Below are 25,882 nucleotides of genomic sequence, written 5' to 3' on the forward strand. Positions count from 1 at the left end.
GGGTCCTGCCGTACGCCTCGAGGCAACGATCAGACGGTGGTGACGGCCTGGTCGTACTCCAGGCGCGGGCTGCGCGGGAACCAGGCGTCCTGGCCGGGGTGGCCGATGTTGACGACCATCAGCGGGGTGTGGTCGTCGTCGAGGAACTCCTTGCGGATGCCCTCGAGGTCGCAGCCGGTCATCGGGCCGGCGGCCAGGCCCGCGGCGCGCACGCCGATGATGAAGTACGCGGCCTGGAGGGCGGCGTTCAGGGAAGCCTGGCCCTCGCGCATCGAGCGGTCGCCGGCGAACATGTCCTTGGCCCCGGGGAAGTGCGGGAAGAGCTGCGGCAGCTCCTCGTGGAACTCGTTGTCCGCGGAGAGGACCGCGACCAGCGGGGCGGCGGCCGTCTTGGCCTGGTTGCCCTCCGCCATGTGCTGGACGAGACGCTCGCGGGCCTCGGGGGAGCGGACCAGGGTGACGCGCAGCGGCGAATTGTTCATGGAGGTCGGGCCGTACTTGACCAGGTCGTAGATGGCCTGCACCTGCTCGTCGGTCACCGGCTCGTCGGTGAAGGTGTTGGCGGTGCGCGCCTCGCGGAAGAGCAGGTCCTGGGCGGCGGAGTCAAGAACGAGAGACATGCGTGAACTTTCTGGGGGGAGCGTCAGCTCCGCGCGATCGGCGCGAAGCCCTTGACGGGAAAACATTACGACAAGAAAGTTCAAAGTTCAATCAAAAGTGGAATGGGGTGACCTGCTTCACGGTTCCGCTCTCCGGGTGACGCGGATCACGCCGATTCCGCGCTCACTTCACCGCACACCCGCAGTCCTGCAAGTAGTACGCCACCACTTGCACGGACACGGAGAGGACCACCCCGACATGACCGACACCGTCAAAGGCCCCGCCGCCTACTTCCCGTCGATCGAGAAGAAGTACGGCCGTCCGATCGCGGAGTGGAAGAAGCTGATCCGCTCCTCCCCGCTCGTCAAGCACATGGAGCTGGTCGCCTGGCTCAAGACCGAGCACGGCCTGGGCCACGGTCATGCGAACGCCCTCGTCGCCCACACGCTGGCCGAGGACAACGCCAAGTAGCCCCGACCGCCGGGGCGGGCCGGGGCGGGACCGCCCCGGCGGACCCGGATGCGGGCGGACCCGGATGCGGGTTCGCCGGGCGCGCGGGCTACAGCTCCCCGTCCCCGTTCTTCGCCCCTCCCGCTCCAGCGGTCTCCTCCGCGAGTGCCGCGTCCAGCCGGGCCCGTGCGCCGTCCAGCCGGCTCCGGCACACCCTGGCCAGCTCCTCGCCCCGCTCCCACAGCGCGAGCGACTCCTCCAGCGTCGTACCGCCCGTCTCCAGGCGGCGTACGACCTCGATCAGCTCGTCCCGCGCCTGCTCGTACCCGAGAGCCTCGGCCGCGGCCTCCGCCTGCCCCGTCTGCTCCGTCTTGCTGGTCATCCGCCCACCCTACGCATCGACTCGGACACTGAACTCACCCTCGGACACCCGTGCCCGCAACGCCTCACCGGCCTCCACCTCGCCCGGATCACGCACGGCGTTTCCGTCGGCCCGCTGCAGCACGGCGTACCCGCGCTTCAGCGTCGCGGCGGGGGACAGGGCCACCACGCGCGCGTGCGTGTGCGTCAGCTCGGAGTCGGTCCGGTCCAGCTGGTGCCGCAGAGAGCGCCGGGCCCGGTCGAGCAGCGCGCCGACCTCCTCGGCCCGCCCGTCGATCATCCGGTGCGGTTCCTCCATCGAGGGCCGGGCCAGCGCCTGCGCCAGCCCCCGCTCCTCCCGGTCGACGAACGCCTGGACGCAGCGTCGCGCACGGTCGCGCAGCAGCCGCACCCGCTCGTACTCCTCCCCCACGTCCGGGACGACCCTCTTGGCGGCGTCCGTCGGGGTGGAGGCCCGCACGTCGGCGACATGGTCCAGGAGCGGATTGTCCGGCTCGTGCCCGATCGCGGAGACGACCGGCGTACGGCAGTCCGCCACCGTCCGCACCAGCTGCTCGTCGGAGAAGGGCAGCAGGTCCTCCACGCTGCCCCCACCCCGCGCCACGACGATCACGTCCACCTCGTCGATCGCGTCCAGCTCCTTCACGGCCTGGGCGACCTGCGGCACCGCGTGCACGCCCTGCACGGCGACATTGCGCACCTCGAAGCGGACGGCGGGCCAGCGGCGGTGGGCGTTCTCCAGCACGTCCCGTTCGGCGGCCGAGGCGCGTCCGCAGACCAGCCCGATCAGCCGCGGCAGGAACGGCAGCGGCTTCTTCCGCTCGGGGGCGAAAAGGCCCTCCCGCGCGAGGGACTTCTTCAGCTGCTCAAGCCGCGCGAGCAGCTCCCCGACCCCGACCGGCCTGATCTCGGCGGCCCGCAGCGACAGCTGCCCGCGCGGGGCGTACCACTCGGGCTTGCAGTGCACCACGACCCGCGCGCCCTCGCTGACGACGTCGGCGACGGCGTCGAACACCTGCCGGTAGCAGGTCACGCCGACGGAGATGTCGTACGAGGCGTCCCGCAGCGTCATGAACACCACCCCGGCGCCCGGCCGCCGCGACAGCTGGGTGATCTGCCCCTCGACCCACACCGCGCCGAGCCGGTCGATCCACCCCCCGATGAGCCGGGACACCTCACCGACCGGGATGGGCGCTTCCGCAGACGTGTTGACAGCCATGCCGCGAGACTAGTCCGAGCCGCCGACATCGCAGGCCGCCACCGCGCGGCCCCCGTGCCCGGACACCGCTCGGCCCATGCGCCCGGTGCGCCCGTACGCCCTGCTCGCCGCCCCCGTGCACCCGGAACCCGGACCGGTCCGGGGCCTCCCCGTGGACGCGATCACGGGGCTGTCGGATGTGGCCCTTACGATGGGACGCATGACCGCTTCGCCTGGCCGCCGTGTCCTGCTCGCCGCCCCCCGGGGCTACTGCGCGGGCGTGGACCGCGCCGTGATCGCCGTCGAGAAGGCCCTGGAGCAGTACGGGGCCCCCGTCTACGTCCGGCACGAGATCGTGCACAACAAGTACGTCGTGCAGACCCTGGAGAAAAAGGGCGCCGTCTTCGTCGAACGGACGGAGGAGGTGCCGCCGGGCAACATCGTCATGTTCTCCGCGCACGGCGTGGCCCCCGTCGTCCACGAGGAGGCCGAGCGCGGCCGGCTCGCCACCATCGACGCGACCTGCCCGCTGGTCACCAAGGTGCACAAGGAAGCGGTCCGGTTCGCGAGCGAGGACTACGACATCCTCCTGATCGGGCACGAGGGCCACGAAGAGGTCATCGGCACCTCCGGCGAGGCCCCCGACCACATCCAGCTCGTCGACGGCCCCGAGGACGCCGCCAAGGTCGAGGTCCGCGACCCGTCGAAGGTCGTCTGGCTCTCCCAGACCACGCTCTCCGTCGACGAGACCATGGAGACCGTCGACGCGCTCAAGGGCAAGTTCCCCCAGCTGATCTCCCCGCCCAGCGACGACATCTGCTACGCCACGCAGAACCGTCAGCTCGCGGTCAAGCAGATGGGCGCCGAGGCGGACCTGGTGATCGTGGTCGGCTCGCGCAACTCCTCCAACTCCGTGCGACTCGTCGAGGTCGCCAAGCTCGCGGGCGCCCGCGCGGCGTACCTGGTGGACTTCGCTGACGAGATCGACGAGGCCTGGCTGGAGGGCGTCTCCACGGTCGGCCTGACCTCGGGCGCCTCGGTGCCGGAGGTCCTGGTCGAGCAGGTTCTGGAATGGCTCGCGCAGCGCGGCTTCGAGGACGTCGAGATCGTCAAGGCCGCCGAGGAGTCCATCATCTTCTCGCTGCCCAAGGAGCTGCGCCGCGACCTGCGCGAGGAGGCGGCGACCCTGGTGGCAGAGCGCGGTGGCACCGGGCCGGGCGGGGCCTCGGCGTAGTGCGGCCGGCGTAGCGCGGGTCGGTGTGGTGCGCTGACGGGCGAGGAACCGGGGGGATGTGACGGCGTCACGTCCCCAATCCTCACCCTGTGTCCGATTGGTGACGGCGTCCGGTTCGGTGACCGTTCATGGTCCGGCTTAACGTGGTCCCATGCAGATCTTCGGTGTGGACATCGGCGGGTCCGGGATCAAGGGTGCCCCGGTCGACCTGGACAAGGGGGACCTGGCGCAGGAGCGCTGCAAGGTCCTCACCCCGCACCCGTCCACGCCGGACGCGGTGGCCGACGGGGTCAAGGAGGTCGTCGACCACTTCGGCTGGACCGGCCCGGTCGGGGTCACCTTCCCGGGTGTGGTCACCGACGGCACCACGATCCGCTCGGCGGCCAACGTCGACAAGAGCTGGGTCAACACCGACGCGCGTGTCCTGCTCGGTGACCGCCTCGGCGGTCTGCCCGTGACCGTGGTCAACGACGCGGACGCGGCGGGTGTCGCCGAGGTGCACTTCGGCGCCGGCCGGGGCCGCCGGGGCACGGTCATCCTGCTGACGTTCGGTACGGGCATCGGCAGCGCCGTGTTCGTGGACGGCGTCCTGGTCCCCAACACGGAGCTCGGCCACCTGGAGCTGCACGGCCACGAGGCGGAGAAGCGGGCCTCCAGCAAGGCCAGGGAGGACCACGAGCTGACGTGGGAGCACTGGGCGCGCCGGGTGCAGAAGTACCTGGCCCACGTGGAGATGCTGTTCTCACCGGAGCTGTTCGTGATCGGCGGCGGTGTCAGCCGCAAGTCCGAGCGGTTCCTGCCCCACATCCAGGGCATCAAGGCCGAGATCGTCCCGGCGCAGCTGCAGAACAACGCGGGCATCGTGGGAGCGGCGATGCGGGCGGCCACGGGCAGGTAGGCACCGGGGCGCCCGGGGACCCTTTTTCCGGAAGGCCCGGCGCGTCCGGGGGTCAGGCCTGGGCCCGGCTCCGGGCGGCGGCGGTCCGCCGGTTGATCGTACGGATCGTGCGCATCCGCCGGCCGAGCACGATCGCACAGGTGATCAAGGTCCCCCCGTACAGCCAGCCGGCCTGGGTGGCGAGCCCCGTCACCATGCCCATGAGCCGGCCGCCGGTCCCGCCGTCGCCTTCGTCGGCGACCGGGACCAGGCCCAGGGCGAAGGCGATCGGGACGACCACGGGCGCGGTGAGCAGGTCCCCCGTGCGCACCCACAGCGCGGTCAGCACGCACACCGGCAGGAACAGCACGCCGTACGCGGTCGAGGACATCCCGAACAGCAGCGCGACGAGGAACCCGAGCGCCAGCATCACGAGCCCGCAGAAGAGGCCTCCGCCCAGCCCGGTGAGCCGGGGATTCGGCAGTCGCCGGCTCGCGGGGGAGGGGGCGGGCCGGGGGACCGGCGCGGGCCTGCGTTGTGCCGGGCGGGTGGGCCGGGCGGAGCGCGCGACACCGCCCCCGGGGGACCGCCCTGCCTGCGGAGGCAGCGGAGGCAGCGGAGGCAGCGGGGGCCGGGGCGGCCCGGGCGGCCGGGTCGGTTGGTCACGTCGCGGTCCGTGCTGAGCAGGTCGCGTGCTGTGTTGCTCCACTGGACCAACTTAGGTCTGTTTATGTGCTGAACGGGCTGTCAGACACGCCGGAGAGTGAGGGTTGTCCATGCGTTCGATTTGCTGACGGGGTGGGCGGCGGGTACGCCGTAGACTGGTGGATCGGCCCACGCAGCCCAGTCGGCCAGTCCTCAACCTCACGTACGGGAAGTCGCAACGTGTCGCTCACGATCGGAATCGTCGGTCTGCCGAATGTCGGCAAGTCGACCCTGTTCAACGCCCTGACCAAGAACGACGTGCTGGCGGCCAACTACCCGTTCGCCACCATCGAGCCGAACGTCGGCGTGGTCGGTGTCCCCGACGCCCGGCTGACGAAGCTCGCGGAGATCTTCGGCTCCCAGCGGATCCTCCCGGCCACGGTCGACTTCGTCGACATCGCGGGCATCGTGCGCGGCGCCAGCGAGGGTGAGGGACTCGGCAACAAGTTCCTGGCGAACATCCGCGAGTCCGATGCCATCTGCCAGGTCATCCGCGCCTTCCAGGACGAGAACGTCGTCCACGTCGACGGCAAGGTCTCGCCGAAGGACGACATCGAGACGATCAACACCGAGCTGATCCTCGCCGACCTGCAGACCATCGAGAAGGTCCTGCCGCGCCTGCAGAAGGAGTCGCGGATCAAGAAGGACATCGCGCCCAAGGTCGAGGCGGTCGAGGAGGCCAAGGAGATCCTGGAGAAGGGCGACACGCTCTTCGCGCACGGCATCCTCCAGGGCAGCGAGCGCGCCGAACCCCTGCACGACCTGCACCTGCTCACCACCAAGCCGTTTCTCTACGTCTTCAACGTCGACGAGGACGAGCTGACCGACGAGGACTTCAAGAACGAGCAGCGCGCCCTGGTCGCCCCCGCCGAGGCGATCTTCCTCAACGCCAAGCTGGAGGCGGACCTCGCCGAGCTGGACGAGGAGGACGCCATGGAGCTCCTGGAGTCGGTCGGTGCCGAGGAGCCCGGCCTCGCCACCCTCGCCCGCGTCGGCTTCAACACCCTCGGCCTGCAGACGTACCTGACCGCGGGCCCGAAGGAGTCCCGCGCCTGGACCATCAAGCGCGGCGCCACCGCCCCCGAGGCCGCCGGAGTCATCCACACCGACTTCCAGAAGGGCTTCATCAAGGCCGAGGTCATCTCCTTCGCCGACCTCGTCGAAACCGGCTCGGTCGCCGAGGCCCGCGCCAAGGGCAAGGCCCGCATGGAGGGCAAGGACTACATCATGCGCGACGGCGACGTGGTGGAGTTCCGCTTCAACGTCTGATTGGACGTGGGTAAACGGCCTGACCTGTGAGAAAGCAGGTCGGGTCGTTGTGCTGTCCGCAGTAGTCCGTAGGACCTGGAGCAGCTACGTCTCGTAGACCGTGGAGCGGTGTCCGATGCGTGCGACCCACGCCGTCGGCTCCCCGTTGTCGATCGTGTAGACGACACGGTAGTCGCCGACCCGTAGGCGGCGGCGCTCAGGCTGGGATACGAGTGCGGTGGTGGTGAAGCCGAAGGGGTCTCTCTCCAGCTCCGTCAGTTCGGCCAGGATGCGAAGCGCCGTGTCACGCGGGATCTTGCGCAGCTCGGCCTGGGCCTCGGGCCGGAACACCGCGCGGTGGTCACTCACTGCGTGCCAGCGTCTCCCTCATCACGTCCTCGATCGGAACGCCGGCGGCCGGGCTCGCCATGCGCTCGTCGATGATGCGGTTGATCTCGCGCTCTTCCCACTCCTGGTACCTGCGCAGCACTTCGATCGAGACCACGGCGGCGACCTGCTTACCGCGACGGGTGATCACAGTGGGCACGTCGTCGCGGTCGGCCCGTTCGACGACTTCGGCCAAGTGGGCGCGTACGTCGCGGATGGACTCTATGGGCAGCGGCTGAGTCATGCCTCAAGAGTACCGAGTGTGCCATGTGTACACAACGCCTGCGGGCCCCGGTCGGTGCCGGGGGCAACGGTGGCAGTATGCGGGGACATGGCGAGAGGGGCCGGGGCGGGATGGGGCGCAGTGAGCGGGAGGCGGTTGCCGCAGGAGAGCGGCTGTACGAGGCGGCGCAGGCGGTGGCCGGTGACCACGGGCGGGCTGTCGAGGCGGTTCGGACGGCGCTGAAGCCGATCTGCGATACAGCGGTGGAACAGGCGCTGGACGCCATCCCGGTGGCCCGGTTGAAGGAGGTCACCGAGGGTCGGCTGAGGCTCGGGGAAGTCGAGAGGAGCGGGCTACGGTCGGTCCGGCAGGTACTCGATGCCGGTTCCTACCGGTTGCGGCAGATTCCTGGCGTGGGGCAGCGGACCGCCGATCAGGTCATCGCGGCGGCACGTCAGATATCTGATGCCGTTCGGGAGACCATCGCCGTCCACATCGACGTGGAGCGGCCGGAGCCGCGAACCACCTCACTCGTCATGGCCCTGCACGTGCTGGTGGAAGCGGGGCCCGATGCGCGGCGAGCCGTCGACACGGCCGTGGCTCTCTCGGAGCGGCTCGGGCCGCTGCTGGCCGAGGCCAAGCCGGCCGCCGGGCGGCTGCGGATGCTGCTGGTGGGGCAGGCCAAACGAGCTCGGGCACTGGAGGCCGTGGCAGAGGTCCGCAGGCTGACCGAGGAAGCAGTGCAGGACGGTGTGCCGGAGCTGCTTGCACAAGCCTCGGTGGATCTGCTGCGCGGTACCTCGACCGAGGTCGCGGCCTGGGTCGACTTCGAGCTGCGTTCCGCCGAGTACTACAGCCTGCTCGCGGAGATCTCCGGCCGCAGACCCGACACTGCCGCTGCCGAGGGGTTCCTGCCCGACGAAGTTGCCGAGCGGGTCCGCGACCAGATGCTTGATGCCACTCACCGGCGGGTGTCGCTGCGCGGCTATCAAGCCTTCGGGGCGCGCTTCGCCCTGGCGCAACGCAAGGTGATTCTTGGCGACGAGATGGGGCTCGGCAAAACCATCCAGGCCATCGCTGCTCTGGCTCATCTCGCTGCCGAGGGGCAGAGCCACTTCATGGTCGTCTGTCCGGCCAGCGTCCTGATCAACTGGACGCGCGAGATCGAGGCCCGCAGCAAGCTGCGCGTGATGCCTCTTCACGGCCCCGACAGGCAGGAAGCGTTCGCCGACTGGAAGGGCCGGGGCGGCGTAGGGGTGACTACCTTCGACGCCTTGCGCGGTTTCCCGGCCCCCGGAGGCGGCGAGCTGGGGATGCTGGTCGTGGACGAGGCGCACTACGTGAAGAATCCGAAGACGCGTCGTTCCCAGGCCGTGACCGAATGGTCCGGGCGCTGCGAACGCGTTCTCTTCATGACCGGCACGCCCATGGAGAACCGAGTCGCCGAGTTTCGCAGCCTTGTGCGGATTCTTCAGCCGCACCTGGCAGGGATTGTCGGTGACCGTGACGGAGTGGCCGGCTCCAAGGCCTTCCGGAAGGCCGTCGCCCCGGTCTATCTGCGCCGCAACCAGCAGGATGTTCTGACCGAACTGCCCGCGCTCCAGCAGACGGACGAGTGGGAGGAGCTGAGTGCGTCGGACGAAGACGCCTACCGCGAAGCCGTGCGCGCCGGCAACTTCATGGCGATGCGCAGAGCGGCGTACGCGCGCCCCGAGCAGTCGGCCAAGCTGAACCGGCTGCGCGAGATCGTCGAGGACGCCGCCGAGAATGGGTTGAAGGTGGTGGTGTTCTCCAACTTCAGGGATGTCCTTGGAGCGGTGAAGGACATGCTGGATGGCGCGCGGAGCAATGGTGGCGGTCAGGTGTTCGGTCCGGTCTCGGGAAGCGTGCCGCCCGCGCGCCGTCAGTATTTGGTGGACGAGTTTGCCGCCGTGCCGGGTCATGCGGTGCTGGTGGCGCAGATCGAGGCGGCGGGGGTGGGGCTCAACATGCAGGCCGCGTCCGTCGTGATCATCTGTGAGCCTCAGATCAAACCGACCATCGAACACCAGGCGGTGGCGCGGGCCCACCGCATGGGGCAGGTGCGTCCGGTCCGGGTGCACCGACTGCTCACCACCCGCGGGGGGGACGAGCGGATGGTGGAGATGCTGAAGAACAAGAGCCGCCTGTTCGACGCGTACGCACGTCGCAGCGCAGTCGCCGAGTCGACGCCGGACGCGGTCGACGTTTCGGACACGGCGATGGCCCGTCGGATCGTCGAGGAGGAGCAGGCGCGGCTGGGAGCGGTCCGCGAAGAGTCCGCAGGAGACCCGTGAGCGACCGTCGGAACCCGACGCACGCCAACGGGGAAATGCCTGGGTCAGGGTGTTGCGCGTGCGGCTCCGCCACAGGTCAGGATCGGGACGCAGGCGTTCCGCTTCGGCGTGTGAGTGGATGATTCGGGCTGGGACACGGCTTCGGCGGTGACCTTTCCGGTGACGTCGTGGACAGGGGGGAGAGGACTCGCCCGGTGCGGGGCGGGCGGGTCCGCTCGTTCACGGTCGCTCAGGGGCCATCTCCTCCGCCCGGACGCGATGCCGGGTGTCGATGAAGGAGTACGGGGGCCAAGGGCCCAGGAAGCGGATGCGGACGGCGGGCTGCCGGGCCCGCAGCTCGGTCAGTACGGTGCCGACGGTGTCGATGTCCTCCCGCCGGACGAGCAGGGCGGCGCACAGGACGTCCGTCTCGCCCGCGACACGGTGGGTGGGGCCGCGGTCGCGGTAGTCCTCGGCGACGGTCAGCAGACGGTGCCTGGTCTCGGCGTGCAGGGTGTCGGCGAGCTGTCCGGCCGCGTTGCGGGCCTGGTGCTCCCGCTGCTTGGCCATCAGCCTGCGCATGCCGGGTGACAGGCCGTCCGGCCGGCCCTCCGGTGTGTCCTCGCCCGCCTCGCCCGCGGTGACGGCCGTACGGTCCACGGTGATGTCGACCCGCAGTTCGCACCGGCCGGCCAGGCCCTCCAACTGGCCACCGATGTCCGCCGCCTCCTCGGTGATCCACTCCGTCAGGCGCCGTTCGGCGCTCCGCCCGGCCGCGGGCCGGTCCTCGGGCGACGGTTCGTCGGCGACCAGGACGTTGAAGGTCATCGGCAGGATGCTGCCGGTGCGTTCCCACACGGTTTCCACCGCTCGGCTCTGCTCCTCCACCCAGCGGCGCACCTGGTCGTCGCTGCCCTGGAGAGGGGCCGGCGGAGCGTCGTGCACCAGTGCCGCGACGGAGGTGCCGGGAACGCGCACCAGCCGCAGGGGGCGACCGTCGATGCCGGTGACGCCGTCGGCCGCGTCCCGCCGGTCCGGTCGGTCCGGTCGGTCCCGCCGGTCCTGCTGGTCCGGTCGGTCCGGGAGCAGCGCGTACACGTACAGCGCCGTGTGCTCGGTCATCCGTCTGTCTCCTCCGCCCAGCGCCGCGGGTTGATCAGCTTGTCCACGACGTCGTCGACGACCTCGTCCAGGCCCCTGTGCAGGTCGGCGACCGAGGAGACGATGCCGTGGTCCTCCTTGATCTGCTCCATCGCCTCGTCCAGTTCCAGCAGGGCGTTCGCCAGGCGTTCGGCCTCCTGCGGGGTCAGGTCGTGGCCGTTCATGCGGCGCAGCGCCTGGCGGTCCAGCGCCTCCTGGATGACCTCCACCAAGGTGACCACCAAGGACAGCACCCCGTGTTTGAGGCTCTTCTCGTCGACGGTCAACGGCATGTCGGCTCTCCATCCTCCTGCTGTCGTGCCTCCTGTTGGCGTGCCCGGTCGCTCATCCGGTCGCCGCCACGGGCCCCGTCGCGCGCAGCCGTTCCGTCCAGGCCGCCGGATCGTCCGCGGCCAGTCTCACCTCGTCGCCCGCGGCGGTGTGCACCGCGATGACGCTGTCCTTCCCGGCGGGGCCGTACGCGGGTGCCCGCCGCACCGCGGTGATGTCCGCCGTGGACAGTACGAGCGCCGGCCGGGAATCCACGGGGGACTTCCAGATCAGCCTGTCGGCGGTCAGCCGTCCCTGACCGCCGCGCCACAACGGCCCGCCCCGGCGCGGTTCGTGGTACCACAGGTGCCCCTCGGCGAGAGACGGTTCCTCCTCGACGGGGGGCGTGAACGCGAAGGGGAGGGCGGGCGTCGCGCGGCCCGCGCACGCCTCGGTGAGGAGGGCGTGCAGCTCTCCGGGCTCCCGGGCCGAGAGGCGTTCCTGACTGCCGTCGGCCAGAGTGACGTCCAGGCGCAGCCGTTCCTCGCCCCCGACCGTCCTCTCCGGTTCGAGACGTACGGCGGTGACGGCGTCGAGTCCGGTCTCCCACAGGATCTCCCGTGGTTCGTCACGCAGGACGACGAGGCGCCGGTCGGTGAGGTGGACGGTGCCGGGCCGCCATCCGTGGTAGAGGCCCTCCGTCAGGAGGTGGCCGCCGCTCATCCGGCAGACGATGTTCTCGTCCTCCCCCAGCTCGAGGGCGCGACGGGCGACGGACCGCTCGGCCCAGGCGCGGGTGTCCTCGTCCCAGTGGCGCATCATCCCGTACTCCAGCATCGTCTCCATCCCGGCGATGGCCGCTCGGAGGGAGACGCCGATCAGCGGGATGTCGGCCACGGCGACGATCAGGTCCAGGTGCAGGACCGCGCCTTTGTTCAGCAGGACTTCCACCAGGTCGTCCAGGGTGACCCGCGGATCCCGCGTGGGGCGCATCGGGGACAGGTCAGCCGTCACGCCGTTGCGCCTCGCCCTCGGTCGGGGACGGTTCGGCCGCCCGGTGGTCCTGGTCCTCGCCCTCGTCCCCGCCCTCGTCCTCATCGTCGGCGGCGGGCTCCTCCCGGTGCTCGGCCAACGCCGCCGGCTGTGCGTGCTCGGGGCGGCTCTGCAGCTGGGCCTGCGCGCTGCGCCACCCGCACCAGGGGCACCACTCGTGCAGCAGTTGCTCGACCGGGGCGCGCTTGCCGCAGGCCGGACAGGTCTCCTTCTCCTCGCGCGTGTCACGCCACGCGGCGGTCTCCGTGTCCGTGCCGGACGGGAACTCCAGCCCGTAGCGGGCAGCCGTCTCGAAAGAGGCCAGCGCCGCGCGCAGACGGATGCCCAGCAGTTCCACCCCGGCCACCGAGACCATGATGTCGGCGTTGAGCACGAGGCCCTTGTCCAGCAGGGTTTCCACCACGTGCGCGAGGCTGCCGTCGCCGTCCCGCCGGGGCTGCATCGGGGACAGGCCCGCACTCGGGACCCCGCCCTGCGACGGGCCGCGCCGCGAGACCGTGGACGGGAACCCGCTGTCGCTCGGGGTGATCCTCTCGGGGTAGCTGCTCATTCCGCGCGTCTGTCCGCTCTCCTGTCACTTACACACCCGGGCCCGGGTGTGAGGGTGCGGGCCCGAGGGGCTGGATGCCGTCGCGGACGTGGCCGGCGGACCAGGGTTCGAACGGCTCCTGCCCACGCTGCGCGACGGTGCCCGCCGGGTCATCGCCGGAGCCGTCGCCGGGCCCGTCGTCACCTTCGACCCGCGTCGCCTGTACCCGCACAACCTCAGCCTCATCGGCTCCTCGACGCACACCCGCGCCCACTTCGCGTCCTGGGCGGACCTGGCCCGGACCGGCACCGTACGGCCGCGCATCGCCGGCGGCCATCGACTGACCGAACTCCACGCCGCCCAGGAGGAATTCCGGCGCGGCACACACGTAGGAAAGATCACCGTCACCCCGTGAGGACCGTCGGCACCTCGCGACCGCGGAAAGGACCTTGCGCGCTGCTCTGCCCGTACGAACCGAAGCCCGCCGGTTCCCCCTGACCGGACGGTGTCGTCGTGGTCGGTACCTCGGCAGCCCCCCCGTACCGCGCCGGCCGTGGTCGGCGGACGGGGCCGGCCCCGTCGGCACGTGCCGAAGCAGGCGATGTCGATTTAGCGCAATTCGGGCACCTTGCTCGCGATGGGATGTCCGTAACGGGGAGTCCGCGTCAGTGGTGCCGGCCGTTTTTCGGGGCGTCGTCGCAGGGTGGGCGGGCCGTGTCGGGCGTCCGATCCGCTTCCCGTGAATTGTTTTTTCGTGGTGTCAGTTTCATTGACGCCATGTAAAGCGAATGGCTACCTTGACATCAGCCACAAGGGTGCGGTGCGCCCCTGCGGAGTTCCCACCCCGGACACGTGAGGCAGGCATGAGCGTCGAGAGCAACACTGTGAACACCGTCCTCGGCCCGGTGGCGGCCGAGGATCTGGGCGTCGTGTCGGTCCACGAGGCGCTGCTGTCGGTGGTGCCGGGTGCGGAGCACGCCTACGACGTCACCTTCGACCGTGCCGAGATCTTCGAGACGCTCGCCGCCAAGCTGAAGGACTTCCGCGCCCACGGCGGCGGCACCGTCGTCGACAGCACCGGCATGTTCCACGGCCGGGACGTCCGGCTGTACGAGGCCCTCTCCCGTACGACCGGCGTGCACATCGTCGCCTCGACGGGCCAGGGCCCCGAGGAGATGCTCGGCGGCTACTTCCTGACGCCGCAGACCAACCCGCCGACGCCGTGGCCGGCCGAGAAGTTCGCCGACCTCTTCACCAAGGAGGTCGCCGAGGGCATGGTGGTGCCCCGCGTGGAGCGACGCGGCTCCGCCGGCCTGGTGGCCACCACCGCGACCCTCGAGGGCATGACCGCGACCGACGAGAGCCTGTTCCGCGGTGCGGCCCGGACCGCTCTGAGCACCGGCGTCGCGGTCTCCATCCGCTACGGCGCCGACGCCCTCCACGACCTCGACGTCGTCCTGGACGAGAAGCTGTCGGCCGACCGCGTCGTCGTCGGCGGACTCGACCGCAAGGACGCCGTCGCCGCCGGCGCGCCCCTCGGGATCGCCCGACGCGGGGCCTACGTCGCCCTGGACCACGTCGGTGCGCAGGACGACACCCACATCACCGATGACGAGCGCGCGGCTCTGGTCGCCGACCTCGTGCAGGCCGGCTTCGGCAACCGGATCCTGCTCTCGAGCAGCGCGACCGGTGTGGCGAAGGGCCACCCCGGCAACGACCTGCCGTACAGCTACGTCCTGACCACCTTCGTCCCGCTCCTGAAGGCACAGGGTCTCAGCGACGAGGACACGCGGCGGATTCTCGTGGAGAACCCGCGCGACCTGCTGTCGGCGCGCTGAGCGCCAGCACGAGCGACCATCAAGTTTCTTTTCTCAAAGGTGAGTGTTGTGTCGAGAGTGAACACCGTTCTGGGGCAGATCCCGGCCGAGGAGCTGGGTCTCGTGGCCATCCACGAGCACATCGGCTACGGCATGCCCGGCTCCGAGCTGGACACGAAGTGGTGGAAGACCCCCGAGCAGCGGTACGAGGAGACCGTCCCGAAGCTGCGGACGTTCCACGAGTACGGCGGCGGTACCTTCGTCGACGCGACCGGGATCTGCAACGGCCGTGACGTCGACTACTACAAGTCGCTGTCCGCGAAGACCGGCGTCCACATCGTCGCCTGCACCGGCTTCGTCGGCGGCGACACCGCCCTGCCGCACTTCGCCCGGGCCGACGTGGACTACCTGACCCGCCAGTTCGTCCACGAGATCACCGTCGGCATCGGCGACACCGGCAGCCTCGCCGGTGTCATCAAGGTCGGGGTGAGCCGCGGTGGCCGTATGACGGACCTGGACAAGCGCATCTACCGGGCCGCCGCCCGCGCCTCGCTCACCACGGGCGTGCCGATCCTGACCCACCTCGCGATCGACGCCGAGAACGCGATCGCGATCTTCAACGAAGAGGGTCTCCCCCTGGACCGCGTCCTGTTCGGGCACGTCGACGACGGCGTGAACGCCGACAAGACGCGCGACGTCTGGATCGCGGAGCAGGGCGGGCGCATCGGCTTCGACACCTTCGGCTACGAGACCGAACTGCCGGACCCGCCGTTCTGGGCCCGCCCCCGCCAGGAGCGGCTGGACCACTTCCTCCGCTTCATCGGCGACGGCCGGCTGCACCAGGTCCTCGCCTCCGCCGACGCCAACTGCAGCCCCCTGGGCTGGCCGGGCGTGAAGGGCCACACCGTCAACTACATCTTCGAGGACCTCATCCCGGACCTCCGTGCCGCCGGTCTCGACGAGGCCGCGATCAAGACGATCTTCGTCGACAACCCGGCCGACTTCCTGACCCTCCAGAAGTCCTCCTGACCCTCCCAGGTCTTCCCGACCCTTCAGAAGTAAGAGAGAACCAGCCATGCAGCACTCCGAGCTGAAGAACCTGAAGATAGCCGTTGTCGGTGCGGGGTACGGCGGTGCGGCGGCGGCCAAGGCCCTCAGCCTGCTGGGCGCCGAGGTCGACGTCTACGAGCAGGCGAACCAGATCCGGGAGGTCGGTGCCGGTATCGGTCTGCGTCCCGTCACCATGAACCGGTTCCGCCAGTGGGGCATCTTCGACGCGATCGCGAAGGTGACCTCGCCGAGCGAGTACTTCGAGATCCTCACCGCCACCGGTGACCCGATCATGAAGGAGGCGTGGCCGGTCGACGGCGAGCAGACCCACACCCACCTGGTCCACCGCGGCGACTTCATCGAAGCCCTGCTGGGCGTGCTCCCCGAGGGCATGGTGCACCTCGGTCACAAGCTGGAGAGCATCCAGGACAACGGCGACCGCTCCGTCCTGACCTTCGCGGGCGGCAAGACCGTCGAGGCCGACCTGGTGGTCGGTGCCGACGGCATCAAGTCGGTGGTGCGCAGGGAACTGTTCAGCGACAAGGGCCCGGTGTTCTCGGGCGAGCACGCCTACCGCGCGGTCATCTCCGTCGACGACGCCCACGGGATGGTCACCGACGACAACCTGCGGATGTACATCGGCAAGGGCACGAAGATCTACCTGCTGCCGCTGCGCCACCGCGGCCAGGTGTCGTTCGACATCACCGCCCTGTGCCCGGACGGCGCCTGGAACCCCGAGGTCACCAAGGACGACATCCTGGCGACGGTGGAGGGCTTCGACGAGCGCCTCGTCAGCATCACGCGCGGCCTCGACATGGACACCGTGAACATCCGCGCGGTCTACGACATCGACCCGGTCGACACGTGGCACTCGGACTCCGTCGTCCTGGTGGGCGACGCGGCCCACTCGATGCTGCACCACCAGGGCCAGGGCGCGAACTCCGCCATCGAGGACGCCGGCGCCCTCGCCGACGCCCTGCGGGACGCGGACTCCCTGAAGGAGGCGCTGGCCCGGTACCAGGCCATCCGCAAGCCGGAGACCGACAAGCTGCAGGCCATCTCGCGCCAGGGCTGGTCCGAGGAAGAGATCGACGACGTCTTCCCCGGCCAGAAGCCCGCCGACGCCGCGCCCAAGGAGTAACGGAATGCCCCTGCACCCTGAGATCGCCACGTTCCTCGCCGGCCTGCCCACCCCGCCCGAGGGCCCGCTCGACCCGGCCGCCATGCGCGCCGGGGACGAGGCCCACGTCGCTCCCCTCGAGGAGCGCCTGCCGCTCCACGCGGTCGAGGACGTGACCGCGCGGACCGCGTCGGGCGAGGTGCCGGTACGGATCTACACGCCGGTCGAGGCCGACAGCCACGGCGTGCTGGTCTACTTCCACGGCGGCGCGTTCTTCCTCGGCAGCCTGGAGACGCACGACCACGTCGCGCGCTCGCTGGCGAAGGAGACCGGGCTCAAGGTCGTCTCCGTCGGCTACCGCCTGGCGCCCGAGGCCGCCTTCCCCGCCGGTCTCGACGACTGCTCCGCGGTCGTGCGCTGGGTCGCCGAACAGGGCGAGAGTCTGGCCTGGGACGGCACGACCCTCGCCGTCGCCGGCGACAGCTCCGGCGGCACCTTCGTCGCCGCCGTCGTGGCCAAGGCGCACGACGACGGTTTCGACCGGATCACGCACCAGATCCTCTACTACCCCTCGCTCGACCTGGACTTCGACGTCGACCGCTACGCCTCGCTGCGGGAGAACGCCGTGGGCTACGGCCTGGAGACGGCGGGGCTGAAGCCCTTCAACGCCTTCTACATCGACAGCGGCGCCGACCCCGCGGACCCGCTCGTCTCGCCGATCAAGCGGGCGGACCTCACCGGGCTGCCGCCGGCCCTCGTCGTCACCGGGGAGTACGACCCGATGCGCGACGAGGGCGAGCTCTACGGCCGGCGACTGCGGGAGGCCGGCGTGGAGGCGACGGTGAGCCGGTACGAGGGCGCGGGCCACGGATTCGTCCAGCACTTCTCCTGGATCCCGGAGTACCACAGGGTCTTCGAGGAGACGCGCGACTTCCTCGGCCGGCGCTGACCCGGCCGACCGCGTACGAGTTCAGAAAGAGGACCATGACGCACGCAGCCCCCGTCCATCCCCTGGTCTCGCCGTGGGGCCGGTTCGGTCTCTACAGCTTCTTCATCGACGCACCCGAGCCGGCCGTCGTCGACACCGGGATCGGCTCCTCGCCCGCCGAAGGGATGGCTCCCGCCCTCGAGGCGATCGGGCGCCGGATCGAGGATGTGCGCTGGATCCTGCTGACCCACGGTCACATCGACCACGTCGGCGGGGCGTACGCCCTGTGGGAGCTCACCGGGCGGCGGGCCCAGGTGGTGATCCACGAGGCCGACGCGCCGATGCTCCGCTCGCGGCGGGCCCACGTGGAGGAGTACCTCGCGGGCCGAGGCCGGTACCTCGGCGACCCGGAGGGAGAGGCGAAGGTGACGGCCGCCGCGAACGCCGTCATCTCCGGCGAGATGGAGCCCACCCTGCTCGTCAAGGGCGGCGAGACCCTCTCCCTCGGCGGCGGCGTCACCGTCTCGGTGCACTCGATACCGGGCCACACGCCCGGATCGGTCGCCTACGTCGTCGACGGGCAGCGCTCGGTGTTCGTCGGCGACTCCGTCCAGGTCCACGGGGCCGCCAACGGCTTCCCGGGCTACACGGACCCGGCCGCCTACCGCGCCAGTCTGGAGTACCTGCGGGACGAGATCCGTCCGCGGCACCTGTACCTCGGACACCCGTACCGCCGCGCCGACGGCACGCCGTACGGCGTCGAGCTCGACGCCGTCCAGGCCCAGGAGGCCATCGAGCAGAGCCTCGCCGTCGAGGGCCGGGTCGCCTCGGCCGCCTGCGGCTGCCTGGAGGCCGGCCTGCGGGAGACGGACTCGCCGTACTCCCCGTTCGCCCGTACCGCCGAGGAGCTCGGCTACACCGGCGACCCCACGCTCGAGCCGTCGCCGTTCTTCACTTCACTGCACGGCTACCGCACGCAGCACAACCAGAACTCGTACAGCACTGTCCTGGGGGACGCCCCCCAGACCCCCGGAGGAGCTTCACACTCATGACCGACTTCCAGACGATCCGGTCGGGCCGGCAGGAGATCGCCGTCCGCAAGGATCTCCGAGTGCCGATGCGCGACGGTGTCATGCTGGCGGCCGACACCTACAGCGGCGTCGACGACAAGCCGCGTCCGGCGCTCGTGGCGCTCAGCCCGTACGGCAAGGAGCTGCAGGCCCTCGCGCTCACCACGCCGCCGCAGCGGCGCCCCAGCCCGATGTGGGACGGCTGCATCGAGGCCGGTGACATCGCGCGCGTGGTCCAGGAGGACTACGTCCACGTCATCGGCGACCTGCGCGGCTCCGGCGCCTCCGAGGGCGAGCACATCGGCAACTACAACGCCGGTGGTGTCTCGCTCGGACAGGACGCGTACGACTTCATCGAGTGGGTCGCCCGGCAGCCGTGGTGCGACGGCAACGTCGGCATGATCGGCATCTCCTACTTCGGCTCGATGCAGGTGCTGGCGGCGGCCGAGCGGCCGCCGAGCCTCAAGGCGATCTTCGTCAGCGGCGGTCACTACGACTTCTACGAGACCACCTACCACGGCGGCGTCATGTGGTTCATGCCGCGTGCCGCCCGTGAGGGCCGCGGTGGCGACTCCGGCTGGGCCTTCACCGACGGCGTCAAGTCCCGCATGCTCGAGACCTTCTCCCCCGAGGAGATCAAGGAGCGTGTCGCCAAGCGGCTGCAGGACCCGGACGTGGCCGCCTGGCCCAACCTGGTCCATGTGCTGAACTACCCGAAGAACCACGAGGCCTGGTTCGACATCGTGATGAACGAGGTCGACGGCGACTGGTACGAGGAGCGCAACCCCATCACGCTCGCGCCCCGGATCGACATCCCGGTCTGGCTCCAGATCGACCAGGGCCGCGGCTGGACGATGGACGGCACCATCGAGGTGTACAAGGCGCTGAAGGGTCCGAAGAAGCTCGACATCGGCCCCTACCCGCCGATGCAGTCGCGCCCCTTCATCGAGGAGCACGACAAGATGTTCCGCTGGTACGAGTACTGGCTCAAGGGCATCGACAACGGGATCATGGACGAGCCCGCCGTCACCGTCCACGTCGAGGGCTCGCGCGAGACCGTCACCGGCGCCCAGTGGCCGCCGAAGGACGTGGAGCACAAGTCGCTCTACTTCCGCCCGCGCCGGGGGCTGTCCTTCGAGCCCGAGCTCATGGGCGCCGAGTACGCCGCACCCGACGGCTTCTACCAGGCGCCGCTGACGGTGACCGACAAGGTGGAGATCCTCAGCTGGAGCACCGCCCCGTTCACCGAGCCCACCGAGATGATCGGTCAGGGCGCGGCGCACCTCTTCGTGGAGATCGACCAGCCCGACACGAACTTCATCCTGCGCATGTGGGACGAGGCCCCGAACGGCAAGCGTCAGCTCATCACGACCGCCTACCTCAAGGCCTCGCACCGCGAGCTCGACGAGGAGCGCACCACGGAGGGCGACCCCCACCACCCGCACACGCGTGCGGTGCCGGTCGAGCCGGGGAGGATCGAGGAGTACGTGCTGCGCGTCTACCCGTTCGGGGCGACGTTCCTGCCGGGACACAAGCTGGTCGTGGAGCTCTCCAACGCCGAGCCGCTGGCCGACGAGCACAACGCCCTGCTGCCGCCGGACGCCTTCCACCTGCCGGTGGGCCGCCCCGTCACCCACAAGATCTACCGCGACGCCGCGCACCCTTCCCGGCTCGTGTTGCCGTTCACGAAGGTCGCGGTGCCGGACGCGACACGGTAGGGCTCTGCCCGCACCCCGAAGGAGAGCGGCGCAGCGGTTCTTGACGCGCCCTCATGACACCGGCCGGTCGGCCGCCGTACCCTCGGCGGCCGGCCGGCCGCTCGGGTCGTGCACGGCTCGCCACACCGTCTCGGCGCTACCGCTCTCCTGGGCTCCCTGGGCTCCAAGGGCTCCCTGGGCTCAAAGGCTTCAAGGGCTCCATGGGCGGGGGAGGCCGGCGGGTCGGTGAACATGTCCCCTGCGTGGCGATGGTGTTTCGTCCATGTGGGCCCTCTTGTGCAATTCCTGTGGAGCCCTCAATCTTTCGGCTGACGCACGCAGTTGTTCCGACGATAGTCATTGTCATGATCGCGTCATAAGCGATCGGCTGCGCCACACGCGCGGTACGTGCGTCGACGGCACCACCCCCCCCCACGGCAACGCACCCCGACTGAGGAGGAACCCTCACATGGCGTTGATGCGTCACCCCCACCGAAGACTGGCCACTCTCGGCGTCGCGACCAGCGCGGCGCTCATGGCGGGCCTCGTCTCCGCGCTCCCCGCCGGCGCTGCCCCGGCCGCCGCCGAAGGCAGCATCCAGTACGAGGGCGCTGCGAACGCCGTCAGCGACAGCTTCATCGTGACCCTGAAGGCGGACCGGGCGAAGGCCGGCTCCGCCGAGGGCCGCGCCGTGGCCAAGAAGTACGGCGCCGACATCGAGCGGACCTACACCAAGGCGCTCAACGGGTACGAGATCGAGGCCTCCGAGGCCGAGGCGAAACGTCTCGCCGCCGACCCGGCCGTCGCCTCGGTGGTCCAGAACCGTACCTTCCACATCACCGGTACCCAGACCAACCCGCCCTCCTGGGGTCTGGACCGCATCGACCAGGCGAGCCTGCCGCTGAACAGCTCGTACACCTACCCGGACTCGGCCGGGCAGGGCGTGACGGCGTACATCATCGACACCGGTGTCCGCATCTCGCACAGCGACTTCGGCGGCCGTGCCTCCAACGGCTACGACGCCGTCGACAACGACAACGTCGCCCAGGACGGCAACGGCCACGGCACCCACGTCGCGGGCACCGTCGCGGGCACCGCCTACGGCGTGGCCAAGAAGGCCAACATCGTCGGCGTCCGCGTGCTGAACAACTCCGGCTCCGGCACCACCGCCCAGGTCGTCGCCGGCATCGACTGGGTCGCGCGGAACGCGGTCAAGCCGGCCGTCGCCAACATGTCCCTCGGCGGCGGCGCCGACAGCGTCCTCGACGCGGCCGTGCGCAACGCGATAAGCGCCGGCGTCACCTTCGTCGTCGCGGCCGGCAACGAGTCCACCAACGCCTCCACCAAGTCCCCGGCCCGGGTGACCGAGGCGATCACCGTCGGCGCCACCACCTCCACCGACGCCCGCGCCAGCTACTCCAACTACGGCTCGGTCCTGGACATCTTCGCCCCGGGGTCCTCCATAGCCTCCACCTGGAACACCAGCGACACGGCCACCAACACCATCTCGGGTACGTCCATGGCGAGCCCGCACGTCGCCGGTGCGGCCGCCCTGCACCTGGCCGCCAACCCCTCGGCCACCCCCGCGCAGGTCTCCTCCGCGCTGACCTCCGCCGCCACCAGCGGCGCCGTCGGCAGCCCGGGTACCGGCTCGCCCAACCTCCTGCTGCGGGTCGGGCAGGGCGGCACCACCCCGCCGCCCACCGGTGACCGCTTCGCGAGCACCGAGAGCGTCGCCATCGCCGACAACTCCACCGTCGAGACCTCGGTGACCGTCTCCGGCGTCTTGGGCAACGCGCCCTCCGCCCTGGGCGTCGAGGTGGACATCACCCACACCTACATCGGCGACCTCCGGGTCCAACTGGTCGCCCCCGACGGCACGGTGTACACGCTGAAGGCGTCCGGCACCGGCGGCAGCACGGACGACATCAAGACCACGTACACGGTCAACGCCTCCTCAAAGACCGCGAACGGCACGTGGAAGCTGCGGGTCACCGACACCGCGACATGGGACACGGGCCGGCTGAACGGCTGGGCCCTGCAGTTCTGATGTGACGGGGCCGGCCCGCGGGCAGGTGCCCGGCCCTCGTCTCGTTCCTCGTCCTCGTCCTCGTGGTCGGGCTCCGGGTCGGTGATCCGGCCGTCCGCCACGGGGACGAGGCAGGTGTGCGAGAGGTGCGACGGGCCCGGTCCGGTCCGAACAGGGGTGCCCCCCACGGCCCCGTCCGGCCGCGCTTACGATGCGCGGAGCCGCATGTCGGCCCGCACCAGCGCATGCACCTCTCCGCAGCAGCACGGCAGAACCAGGAGCACGGTACTCGTGTCCATACCCCCGCCCTCCGGGCCCCAGCAGCCCGAGGGCTCCCAGGGGCAGCACCCCCAGGGCCAGTACCCCACTCCCCAGCCCCAAGGAGCGTATCCACCACCGCAGTTCCCCCAGGGTCCGCAGTTCCCCCAGGGTCCGCACAGTCCCCAGGGTGCGTACGGCCCTCAGGGCTCCCACGTCCCCTACGGCCCGTACGGGTTCCGGCCACCGCCCCCCACCAACGGTCTCGCCATCGCCTCGCTCGTCTTCGGCATCCTGTGGATCGTGCCGTTCCTCGGGCTCGTGCTGGGGCTCGTCGCGCTGCGGCAGATCCGCCGGCGGGGGGAGCAGGGCCGGGGCATGGCGATCGGCGGGGCCGTGATGTCCGCCGCCGGGATGGTGGCGTGGGTGGGGATGGTCCTCTCCGGCGCCGCGGCCGACTTCTGGGACGACCTTCAGAGGGTGGGCGTCAACGAGATCCTGACCCTCGAGAAGGGCGAGTGTTTCGACTCGCCCGGCGGCCTGATGGGCTGGGCGTCCGAGGCCGACCGGGTGCCGTGCGCGGGGGAGCACGACGGAGAGGTCTTCGGCGTCGTCCTCCTGTCCGACGGCGCCTACCCGGGCGCCGACGACATCGCCGAGACCGCCGACGACCGGTGCTACGCCCTCCAGGACGCCTACGCCATGGACGGCTGGGCCCTGCCGGCCGACGTGGACGTGTACCACCTCACCCCGTCCAGGGACAGCTGGCGCTACGGCGACCGCGTGATCACCTGCGTGTTCGGCAACCGGGACGAGAACGCCACCCTCACCGGTTCGCTGCGCCGGGACGAGACCACGCTCGACGCGCACCAGGTGGCCTATCTGAAGAGCACGCACGTCATCAACGCGGCGCTGGAGAAGGCTCCCGAGACGGATTACGTCCAGGACGACCTGCCCGGCCACCGGACGTGGGCCCGGGAGGTGTCCGAGGCGCTCGCCGAGCAGAGCGCGATGCTGCGGGAGCACAAGTGGCCCGCCGGTGCCGAGGGGCCGGTGAAGGACCTCGTCGGCGACCTGGAGAAGGCCGAGACGGCCTGGTCGAAGGCCGCCGGGACCGACGATCCGGACACCTTCCTCGAGCACTACGACCGGGGCTGGGACCTCGTCGACCCGTACCGGTCGGTCGCCCCACGCGCGGCTCTGGGGCTGGCCGTCACACCGCCCACGCTCGACGGGAGCGAAAAGGAAGGGGAGGTCGAAGGCGAGGACGGGACGGAGGACGGGACCGGGGACGGCGGTGCCGATGAGGACCGTATCGAGGTGTGAGGCCCGCCATAGCGGGGAGAAAGAGCCTGCGTAAAGACCCCCGCCGGGATCTGTCATCACATCGAGTGATTCTTTGGCCTTCGCTTGCCTGGTACAACCTGCGGTTGCCACGCTGTCGCTGTCTGTACAACCTGATGGGAGCGGCCAGTGACATTCGGTGAGCAGCCGGCGTATCTGCGCGTCGCGGGTGATCTCCGTAAGAAGATCGTCGACGGTCGGCTGCCCCCGCACACCCGCCTCCCGTCCCAGGCGAGGATCCGTCAGGAGTACGGCGTCTCCGACACGGTCGCGCTGGAGGCGCGCAAGGTGCTCATGGCGGAGGGTCTCGTGGAGGGCCGCTCCGGTTCGGGGACGTACGTCCGTGAGCGGCCCGTGCCCCGGCGCGTGGCCCGTTCCGGGTTCCGTCCGGAGCGTGGCGCCACCCCGTTCCGGCAGGAGCAGGCGGACGGGGACGTGCGCGGCACCTGGGAGTCGAGCAGCGAGCAGGCCGACGCCTGCGGGGCCATCGCCGAGCGGCTCGAGGTCGAGCCGGGGGACAGGGTGATGCGCACCCGGTACCTCTTCCGGGAGGCCGGCGAGCCGATGATGCTCTCCACTTCCTGGGAGCCGCTCGCCCTGACCGGCCGGACGCCCGTGATGCTGCCCGAAAAGGGCCCCCTCGGCGGCATGGGCGTGGTCGAGCGCATGCGCGCCATCGACGTGATCGTGGACAACGTGACCGAGGAGGTCGGCGCCCGCCCCGGCCTCGCCGAGGAACTGGTGCTGCTCGGCGGTGTTCCCGGCCATGTCGTCCTGGTCATCCAGCGCACGTACTACGCCTCGGGCCGCCCGGTCGAGACGGCCGACGTGGTGATCCCCGCCGACCGGTACCGGGTCGCGTACCACCTCCCGGTGAAGTAGCCGAACCGGCGGCCGTCACGGACCGCGACCCCGAGCCGTCGCCGACCCCGAAGCGCTCCCTCTGCGCCCCGTCCGGGCGTCCGCTCGCCCGGACGGGCGGCGGCATGCCCGTTCGGGCACCGTACGAATCTGGCCGTTCTCGCAGGTGACCCCCGAGTCGCGGGCGTGGGGGCGGCATGCCCCTGACCGGATACGTCGAACTCACGTACGGCGCATTCGCCGCGATGCGCCCCCTGCGTACTGGCTAATTGCGTATCTCTTTGTGTAAAGCCATATTCGCTGCGTGAAGGTAAGGCGTAGGCTCGGGCATATGCGGACTGGGGATTCCTTATCGGGTGGGGCGCGGCACGGGGCGCGGACGGGAAGCGGAGGGGCGCGATGAACGACAGCACGGCCACGCTTCCCTGGCTCGTGGTGCGACAGGACGACAACGGCAACCGCTATCGCGTGGGCCGGTACGCGACCCGCGCCGAGGCGCAGAAGATCGCGGACAGTCTCGACGGCCGCGGGCACAAGCAGCTGTACTGGGTCGAGCGCATCGGGCGGAACGCGACACCCGCCGACTGATCTCCCGAGGGCCGAGCGCCCCCGTCGGCCGGCCGCGCCCCGCTAAGGTCCTGCCTGACCAGGTTTCCCATGGCGAAGGCGGAGTGATGTCGGCCCTGATCGACACAGTGGCGTGGGTGCGTGTGGAGGGCGGCAGGATCCTCTGCGCGCGGCCACGGGGAAAGGACGTCTTCTACATCCCCGGCGGCAAGCGCGAGGGCGCGGAGAGCGACCTGGAGACCCTGCTGCGTGAGATCGAGGAAGAGCTGACGGTTCTGCTCGACCCGCAGACCGCTGCCCATGTGGGGACGTACGAGGCCGGCGCACCCGGCCTCCCGGACGGTGCCGTCGTGCGGATGGCCTGCTACACCGCCGAGTACCGGGGGGAACTGATCCCGAGCAGCGAGATCGAGGAGGTGGCCTGGTTCTCGTACGCCGACCGGGACCGGGTGCCTCCTGTCGACCAGTCGCTCTTCGACGACCTGGCCGCTGCCGGCGAACTCGCGTAGCCCACCTGCTTCGCGTAGCCACCCGTTACCGCCCCTGTCCCCT

At 70.4% G+C, this 25,882-nt stretch carries 27 protein-coding genes; 17 read left to right on the top strand and 10 right to left on the bottom strand.

Annotation, left to right across the window (positions count from 1 at the left end):
• Nucleotides 1-29: 29 nt before the first annotated feature.
• Nucleotides 30-620, bottom strand: coding sequence for a malonic semialdehyde reductase (locus ACFP2V_RS01870; protein WP_381204502.1), 591 nt, complete (start codon nt 618-620; stop codon nt 30-32).
• 238 nt (nt 621-858) lie between these two features.
• Here ACFP2V_RS01870 and ACFP2V_RS01875 point away from each other — a divergent pair, with 238 nt between their 5' ends.
• The gene (locus ACFP2V_RS01875; protein WP_381204503.1) at nt 859-1,071 is read left to right on the top strand and encodes a DUF4287 domain-containing protein; all 213 of its coding nucleotides are present in this window, start codon (nt 859-861) and stop codon (nt 1,069-1,071) included.
• 88 nt (nt 1,072-1,159) lie between these two features.
• Here ACFP2V_RS01875 and ACFP2V_RS01880 read toward each other — a convergent pair whose 3' ends face one another.
• Both ACFP2V_RS01880 and xseA read right to left on the bottom strand, forming a co-directional pair.
• Complete coding sequence (locus tag ACFP2V_RS01880) at nt 1,160-1,432, bottom strand: exodeoxyribonuclease VII small subunit (protein WP_381204504.1); 273 nt, start codon at nt 1,430-1,432, stop codon at nt 1,160-1,162.
• 9 nt (nt 1,433-1,441) lie between these two features.
• Nucleotides 1,442-2,650: an exodeoxyribonuclease VII large subunit gene (gene xseA / locus ACFP2V_RS01885; RefSeq protein WP_381204505.1), complete on the bottom strand. Its 1,209-nt coding sequence runs from the start codon at nt 2,648-2,650 to the stop codon at nt 1,442-1,444.
• Between the two features lie 190 nt (nt 2,651-2,840).
• On the opposite strand from xseA, the gene ACFP2V_RS01890 reads away from it, so the two are divergent.
• Nucleotides 2,841-3,863, top strand: a complete 1,023-nt coding sequence (locus ACFP2V_RS01890; protein ID WP_381204566.1) for a 4-hydroxy-3-methylbut-2-enyl diphosphate reductase — start codon at nt 2,841-2,843, stop codon at nt 3,861-3,863.
• A 151-nt stretch (nt 3,864-4,014) separates the two neighbouring features.
• Complete coding sequence (gene ppgK, locus ACFP2V_RS01895) at nt 4,015-4,761, top strand: polyphosphate--glucose phosphotransferase (protein ID WP_381204506.1); 747 nt, start codon at nt 4,015-4,017, stop codon at nt 4,759-4,761.
• Between the two features lie 52 nt (nt 4,762-4,813).
• Here the strand turns inward: ppgK and ACFP2V_RS01900 are convergent, their stop codons facing one another.
• Entirely contained in the window at nt 4,814-5,449 is a 636-nt protein-coding gene (locus ACFP2V_RS01900; RefSeq protein ID WP_381204507.1) for a DUF6542 domain-containing protein, read from the bottom strand.
• Between the two features lie 176 nt (nt 5,450-5,625).
• Here ACFP2V_RS01900 and ychF point away from each other — a divergent pair, with 176 nt between their 5' ends.
• Nucleotides 5,626-6,714: a redox-regulated ATPase YchF gene (gene ychF, locus ACFP2V_RS01905; protein ID WP_381204508.1), complete on the top strand. Its 1,089-nt coding sequence runs from the start codon at nt 5,626-5,628 to the stop codon at nt 6,712-6,714.
• Nucleotides 6,715-6,798: 84 nt separating this feature from the next.
• Here the strand turns inward: ychF and ACFP2V_RS01910 are convergent, their stop codons facing one another.
• Together ACFP2V_RS01910 and ACFP2V_RS01915 are read right to left on the bottom strand one after the other, a co-directional pair.
• Nucleotides 6,799-7,062: a type II toxin-antitoxin system RelE family toxin gene (locus ACFP2V_RS01910; RefSeq protein WP_381204509.1), complete on the bottom strand. Its 264-nt coding sequence runs from the start codon at nt 7,060-7,062 to the stop codon at nt 6,799-6,801.
• The gene (locus ACFP2V_RS01915) at nt 7,055-7,324 is read right to left on the bottom strand and encodes a type II toxin-antitoxin system Phd/YefM family antitoxin (RefSeq protein ID WP_266382467.1); all 270 of its coding nucleotides are present in this window, start codon (nt 7,322-7,324) and stop codon (nt 7,055-7,057) included. Before ACFP2V_RS01915 ends, ACFP2V_RS01910 begins: the two co-directional genes overlap by 8 nt.
• A gap of 110 nt (nt 7,325-7,434) precedes the next feature.
• Here ACFP2V_RS01915 and ACFP2V_RS01920 point away from each other — a divergent pair, with 110 nt between their 5' ends.
• Nucleotides 7,435-9,618 carry a DEAD/DEAH box helicase gene (locus ACFP2V_RS01920; protein WP_381204510.1) on the top strand — a complete coding sequence of 728 codons (2,184 nt, stop codon included), beginning with the start codon at nt 7,435-7,437 and terminating at the stop codon, nt 9,616-9,618.
• 219 nt (nt 9,619-9,837) lie between these two features.
• On the opposite strand, the gene ACFP2V_RS01925 is transcribed toward ACFP2V_RS01920, so the two are convergent.
• The 4 genes from ACFP2V_RS01925 to ACFP2V_RS01940 are packed head-to-tail and all read right to left on the bottom strand — an operon-like array spanning nt 9,838 to nt 12,610.
• Nucleotides 9,838-10,719, bottom strand: coding sequence for a GvpL/GvpF family gas vesicle protein (locus tag ACFP2V_RS01925; RefSeq protein WP_381204511.1), 882 nt, complete (start codon nt 10,717-10,719; stop codon nt 9,838-9,840).
• A complete protein-coding gene (locus tag ACFP2V_RS01930; RefSeq protein WP_381204512.1) occupies nt 10,716-11,030 on the bottom strand; it encodes a gas vesicle protein K in 315 nt (104 codons plus the stop codon). The genes ACFP2V_RS01925 and ACFP2V_RS01930 overlap by 4 nt, the downstream gene beginning before the upstream one ends.
• 52 nt (nt 11,031-11,082) lie before the next feature.
• Nucleotides 11,083-12,021: a gas vesicle protein gene (locus ACFP2V_RS01935; RefSeq protein ID WP_381204513.1), complete on the bottom strand. Its 939-nt coding sequence runs from the start codon at nt 12,019-12,021 to the stop codon at nt 11,083-11,085.
• Nucleotides 12,011-12,610: a gas vesicle protein gene (locus ACFP2V_RS01940; RefSeq protein ID WP_381204514.1), complete on the bottom strand. Its 600-nt coding sequence runs from the start codon at nt 12,608-12,610 to the stop codon at nt 12,011-12,013. Before ACFP2V_RS01940 ends, ACFP2V_RS01935 begins: the two co-directional genes overlap by 11 nt.
• A 70-nt stretch (nt 12,611-12,680) precedes the next feature.
• Between ACFP2V_RS01940 and ACFP2V_RS01945 the strand changes: the two genes are divergently transcribed.
• The 12 genes from ACFP2V_RS01945 (at nt 12,681) to ACFP2V_RS02000 (ending at nt 25,839) form a co-directional block, all read left to right on the top strand.
• Entirely contained in the window at nt 12,681-13,004 is a 324-nt protein-coding gene (locus tag ACFP2V_RS01945; RefSeq protein WP_381204567.1) for a zinc-binding dehydrogenase, read from the top strand.
• Between the two features lie 448 nt (nt 13,005-13,452).
• A complete protein-coding gene (locus ACFP2V_RS01950; protein WP_381204515.1) occupies nt 13,453-14,427 on the top strand; it encodes a phosphotriesterase family protein in 975 nt (324 codons plus the stop codon).
• A gap of 48 nt (nt 14,428-14,475) precedes the next feature.
• A complete protein-coding gene (locus ACFP2V_RS01955; RefSeq protein WP_381204516.1) occupies nt 14,476-15,435 on the top strand; it encodes a phosphotriesterase family protein in 960 nt (319 codons plus the stop codon).
• Between the two features lie 46 nt (nt 15,436-15,481).
• Nucleotides 15,482-16,597: an FAD-dependent oxidoreductase gene (locus ACFP2V_RS01960; RefSeq protein WP_381204517.1), complete on the top strand. Its 1,116-nt coding sequence runs from the start codon at nt 15,482-15,484 to the stop codon at nt 16,595-16,597.
• A gap of 4 nt (nt 16,598-16,601) precedes the next feature.
• Nucleotides 16,602-17,525 carry an alpha/beta hydrolase gene (locus ACFP2V_RS01965; RefSeq protein ID WP_381204518.1) on the top strand — a complete coding sequence of 308 codons (924 nt, stop codon included), beginning with the start codon at nt 16,602-16,604 and terminating at the stop codon, nt 17,523-17,525.
• Between the two features lie 35 nt (nt 17,526-17,560).
• A complete protein-coding gene (locus ACFP2V_RS01970) occupies nt 17,561-18,556 on the top strand; it encodes an MBL fold metallo-hydrolase (protein ID WP_381204519.1) in 996 nt (331 codons plus the stop codon).
• Nucleotides 18,553-20,292 carry a CocE/NonD family hydrolase gene (locus ACFP2V_RS01975; protein WP_381204520.1) on the top strand — a complete coding sequence of 580 codons (1,740 nt, stop codon included), beginning with the start codon at nt 18,553-18,555 and terminating at the stop codon, nt 20,290-20,292. The genes ACFP2V_RS01970 and ACFP2V_RS01975 overlap by 4 nt, the downstream gene beginning before the upstream one ends.
• Nucleotides 20,293-20,740: 448 nt before the next feature.
• Nucleotides 20,741-22,321 carry a S8 family peptidase gene (locus ACFP2V_RS01980; RefSeq protein WP_381204521.1) on the top strand — a complete coding sequence of 527 codons (1,581 nt, stop codon included), beginning with the start codon at nt 20,741-20,743 and terminating at the stop codon, nt 22,319-22,321.
• 270 nt (nt 22,322-22,591) lie between these two features.
• On the top strand, nt 22,592-23,884 hold the full coding sequence (locus tag ACFP2V_RS01985; RefSeq protein WP_381204522.1) for a DUF4190 domain-containing protein: 1,293 nt from the start codon (nt 22,592-22,594) through the stop codon (nt 23,882-23,884).
• Between the two features lie 147 nt (nt 23,885-24,031).
• Nucleotides 24,032-24,784 carry a GntR family transcriptional regulator gene (locus ACFP2V_RS01990; RefSeq protein ID WP_381204523.1) on the top strand — a complete coding sequence of 251 codons (753 nt, stop codon included), beginning with the start codon at nt 24,032-24,034 and terminating at the stop codon, nt 24,782-24,784.
• Nucleotides 24,785-25,162: 378 nt separating this feature from the next.
• A complete protein-coding gene (locus ACFP2V_RS01995) occupies nt 25,163-25,351 on the top strand; it encodes an SPOR domain-containing protein (RefSeq protein WP_326754558.1) in 189 nt (62 codons plus the stop codon).
• A gap of 86 nt (nt 25,352-25,437) precedes the next feature.
• Entirely contained in the window at nt 25,438-25,839 is a 402-nt protein-coding gene (locus ACFP2V_RS02000) for an NUDIX hydrolase (RefSeq protein WP_381204524.1), read from the top strand.
• Nucleotides 25,840-25,882 lie beyond the last annotated feature (43 nt).

It is taken from the genome of Streptomyces incanus, assembly GCF_042656345.1.
In the GTDB taxonomy this organism is placed as follows: Bacteria; Actinomycetota; Actinomycetes; order Streptomycetales; family Streptomycetaceae; genus Streptomyces; species Streptomyces incanus.

Coding starts and splice junctions, on each gene's coding strand:
- ACFP2V_RS01980 (WP_381204521.1), top strand. CDS start 20,741: ATGGCGTTGATGCGTCACCCCCACCGAAGACTGGCCACTCTCGGCGTC.
- ppgK (WP_381204506.1), top strand. CDS start 4,015: ATGCAGATCTTCGGTGTGGACATCGGCGGGTCCGGGATCAAGGGTGCC.
- ACFP2V_RS01930 (WP_381204512.1), bottom strand. CDS start 11,030: ATGCCGTTGACCGTCGACGAGAAGAGCCTCAAACACGGGGTGCTGTCC.
- ACFP2V_RS01950 (WP_381204515.1), top strand. CDS start 13,453: ATGAGCGTCGAGAGCAACACTGTGAACACCGTCCTCGGCCCGGTGGCG.
- ACFP2V_RS01875 (WP_381204503.1), top strand. CDS start 859: ATGACCGACACCGTCAAAGGCCCCGCCGCCTACTTCCCGTCGATCGAG.
- ACFP2V_RS01995 (WP_326754558.1), top strand. CDS start 25,163: ATGAACGACAGCACGGCCACGCTTCCCTGGCTCGTGGTGCGACAGGAC.
- ACFP2V_RS01970 (WP_381204519.1), top strand. CDS start 17,561: ATGACGCACGCAGCCCCCGTCCATCCCCTGGTCTCGCCGTGGGGCCGG.
- ACFP2V_RS01920 (WP_381204510.1), top strand. CDS start 7,435: ATGGGGCGCAGTGAGCGGGAGGCGGTTGCCGCAGGAGAGCGGCTGTAC.
- ACFP2V_RS01960 (WP_381204517.1), top strand. CDS start 15,482: ATGCAGCACTCCGAGCTGAAGAACCTGAAGATAGCCGTTGTCGGTGCG.
- ACFP2V_RS01925 (WP_381204511.1), bottom strand. CDS start 10,719: ATGACCGAGCACACGGCGCTGTACGTGTACGCGCTGCTCCCGGACCGA.
- ACFP2V_RS01870 (WP_381204502.1), bottom strand. CDS start 620: ATGTCTCTCGTTCTTGACTCCGCCGCCCAGGACCTGCTCTTCCGCGAG.
- ACFP2V_RS01940 (WP_381204514.1), bottom strand. CDS start 12,610: ATGAGCAGCTACCCCGAGAGGATCACCCCGAGCGACAGCGGGTTCCCG.
- xseA (WP_381204505.1), bottom strand. CDS start 2,650: ATGGCTGTCAACACGTCTGCGGAAGCGCCCATCCCGGTCGGTGAGGTG.
- ACFP2V_RS02000 (WP_381204524.1), top strand. CDS start 25,438: ATGTCGGCCCTGATCGACACAGTGGCGTGGGTGCGTGTGGAGGGCGGC.
- ACFP2V_RS01975 (WP_381204520.1), top strand. CDS start 18,553: ATGACCGACTTCCAGACGATCCGGTCGGGCCGGCAGGAGATCGCCGTC.
- ACFP2V_RS01880 (WP_381204504.1), bottom strand. CDS start 1,432: ATGACCAGCAAGACGGAGCAGACGGGGCAGGCGGAGGCCGCGGCCGAG.
- ACFP2V_RS01890 (WP_381204566.1), top strand. CDS start 2,841: ATGGGACGCATGACCGCTTCGCCTGGCCGCCGTGTCCTGCTCGCCGCC.
- ACFP2V_RS01965 (WP_381204518.1), top strand. CDS start 16,602: ATGCCCCTGCACCCTGAGATCGCCACGTTCCTCGCCGGCCTGCCCACC.
- ACFP2V_RS01915 (WP_266382467.1), bottom strand. CDS start 7,324: ATGACTCAGCCGCTGCCCATAGAGTCCATCCGCGACGTACGCGCCCAC.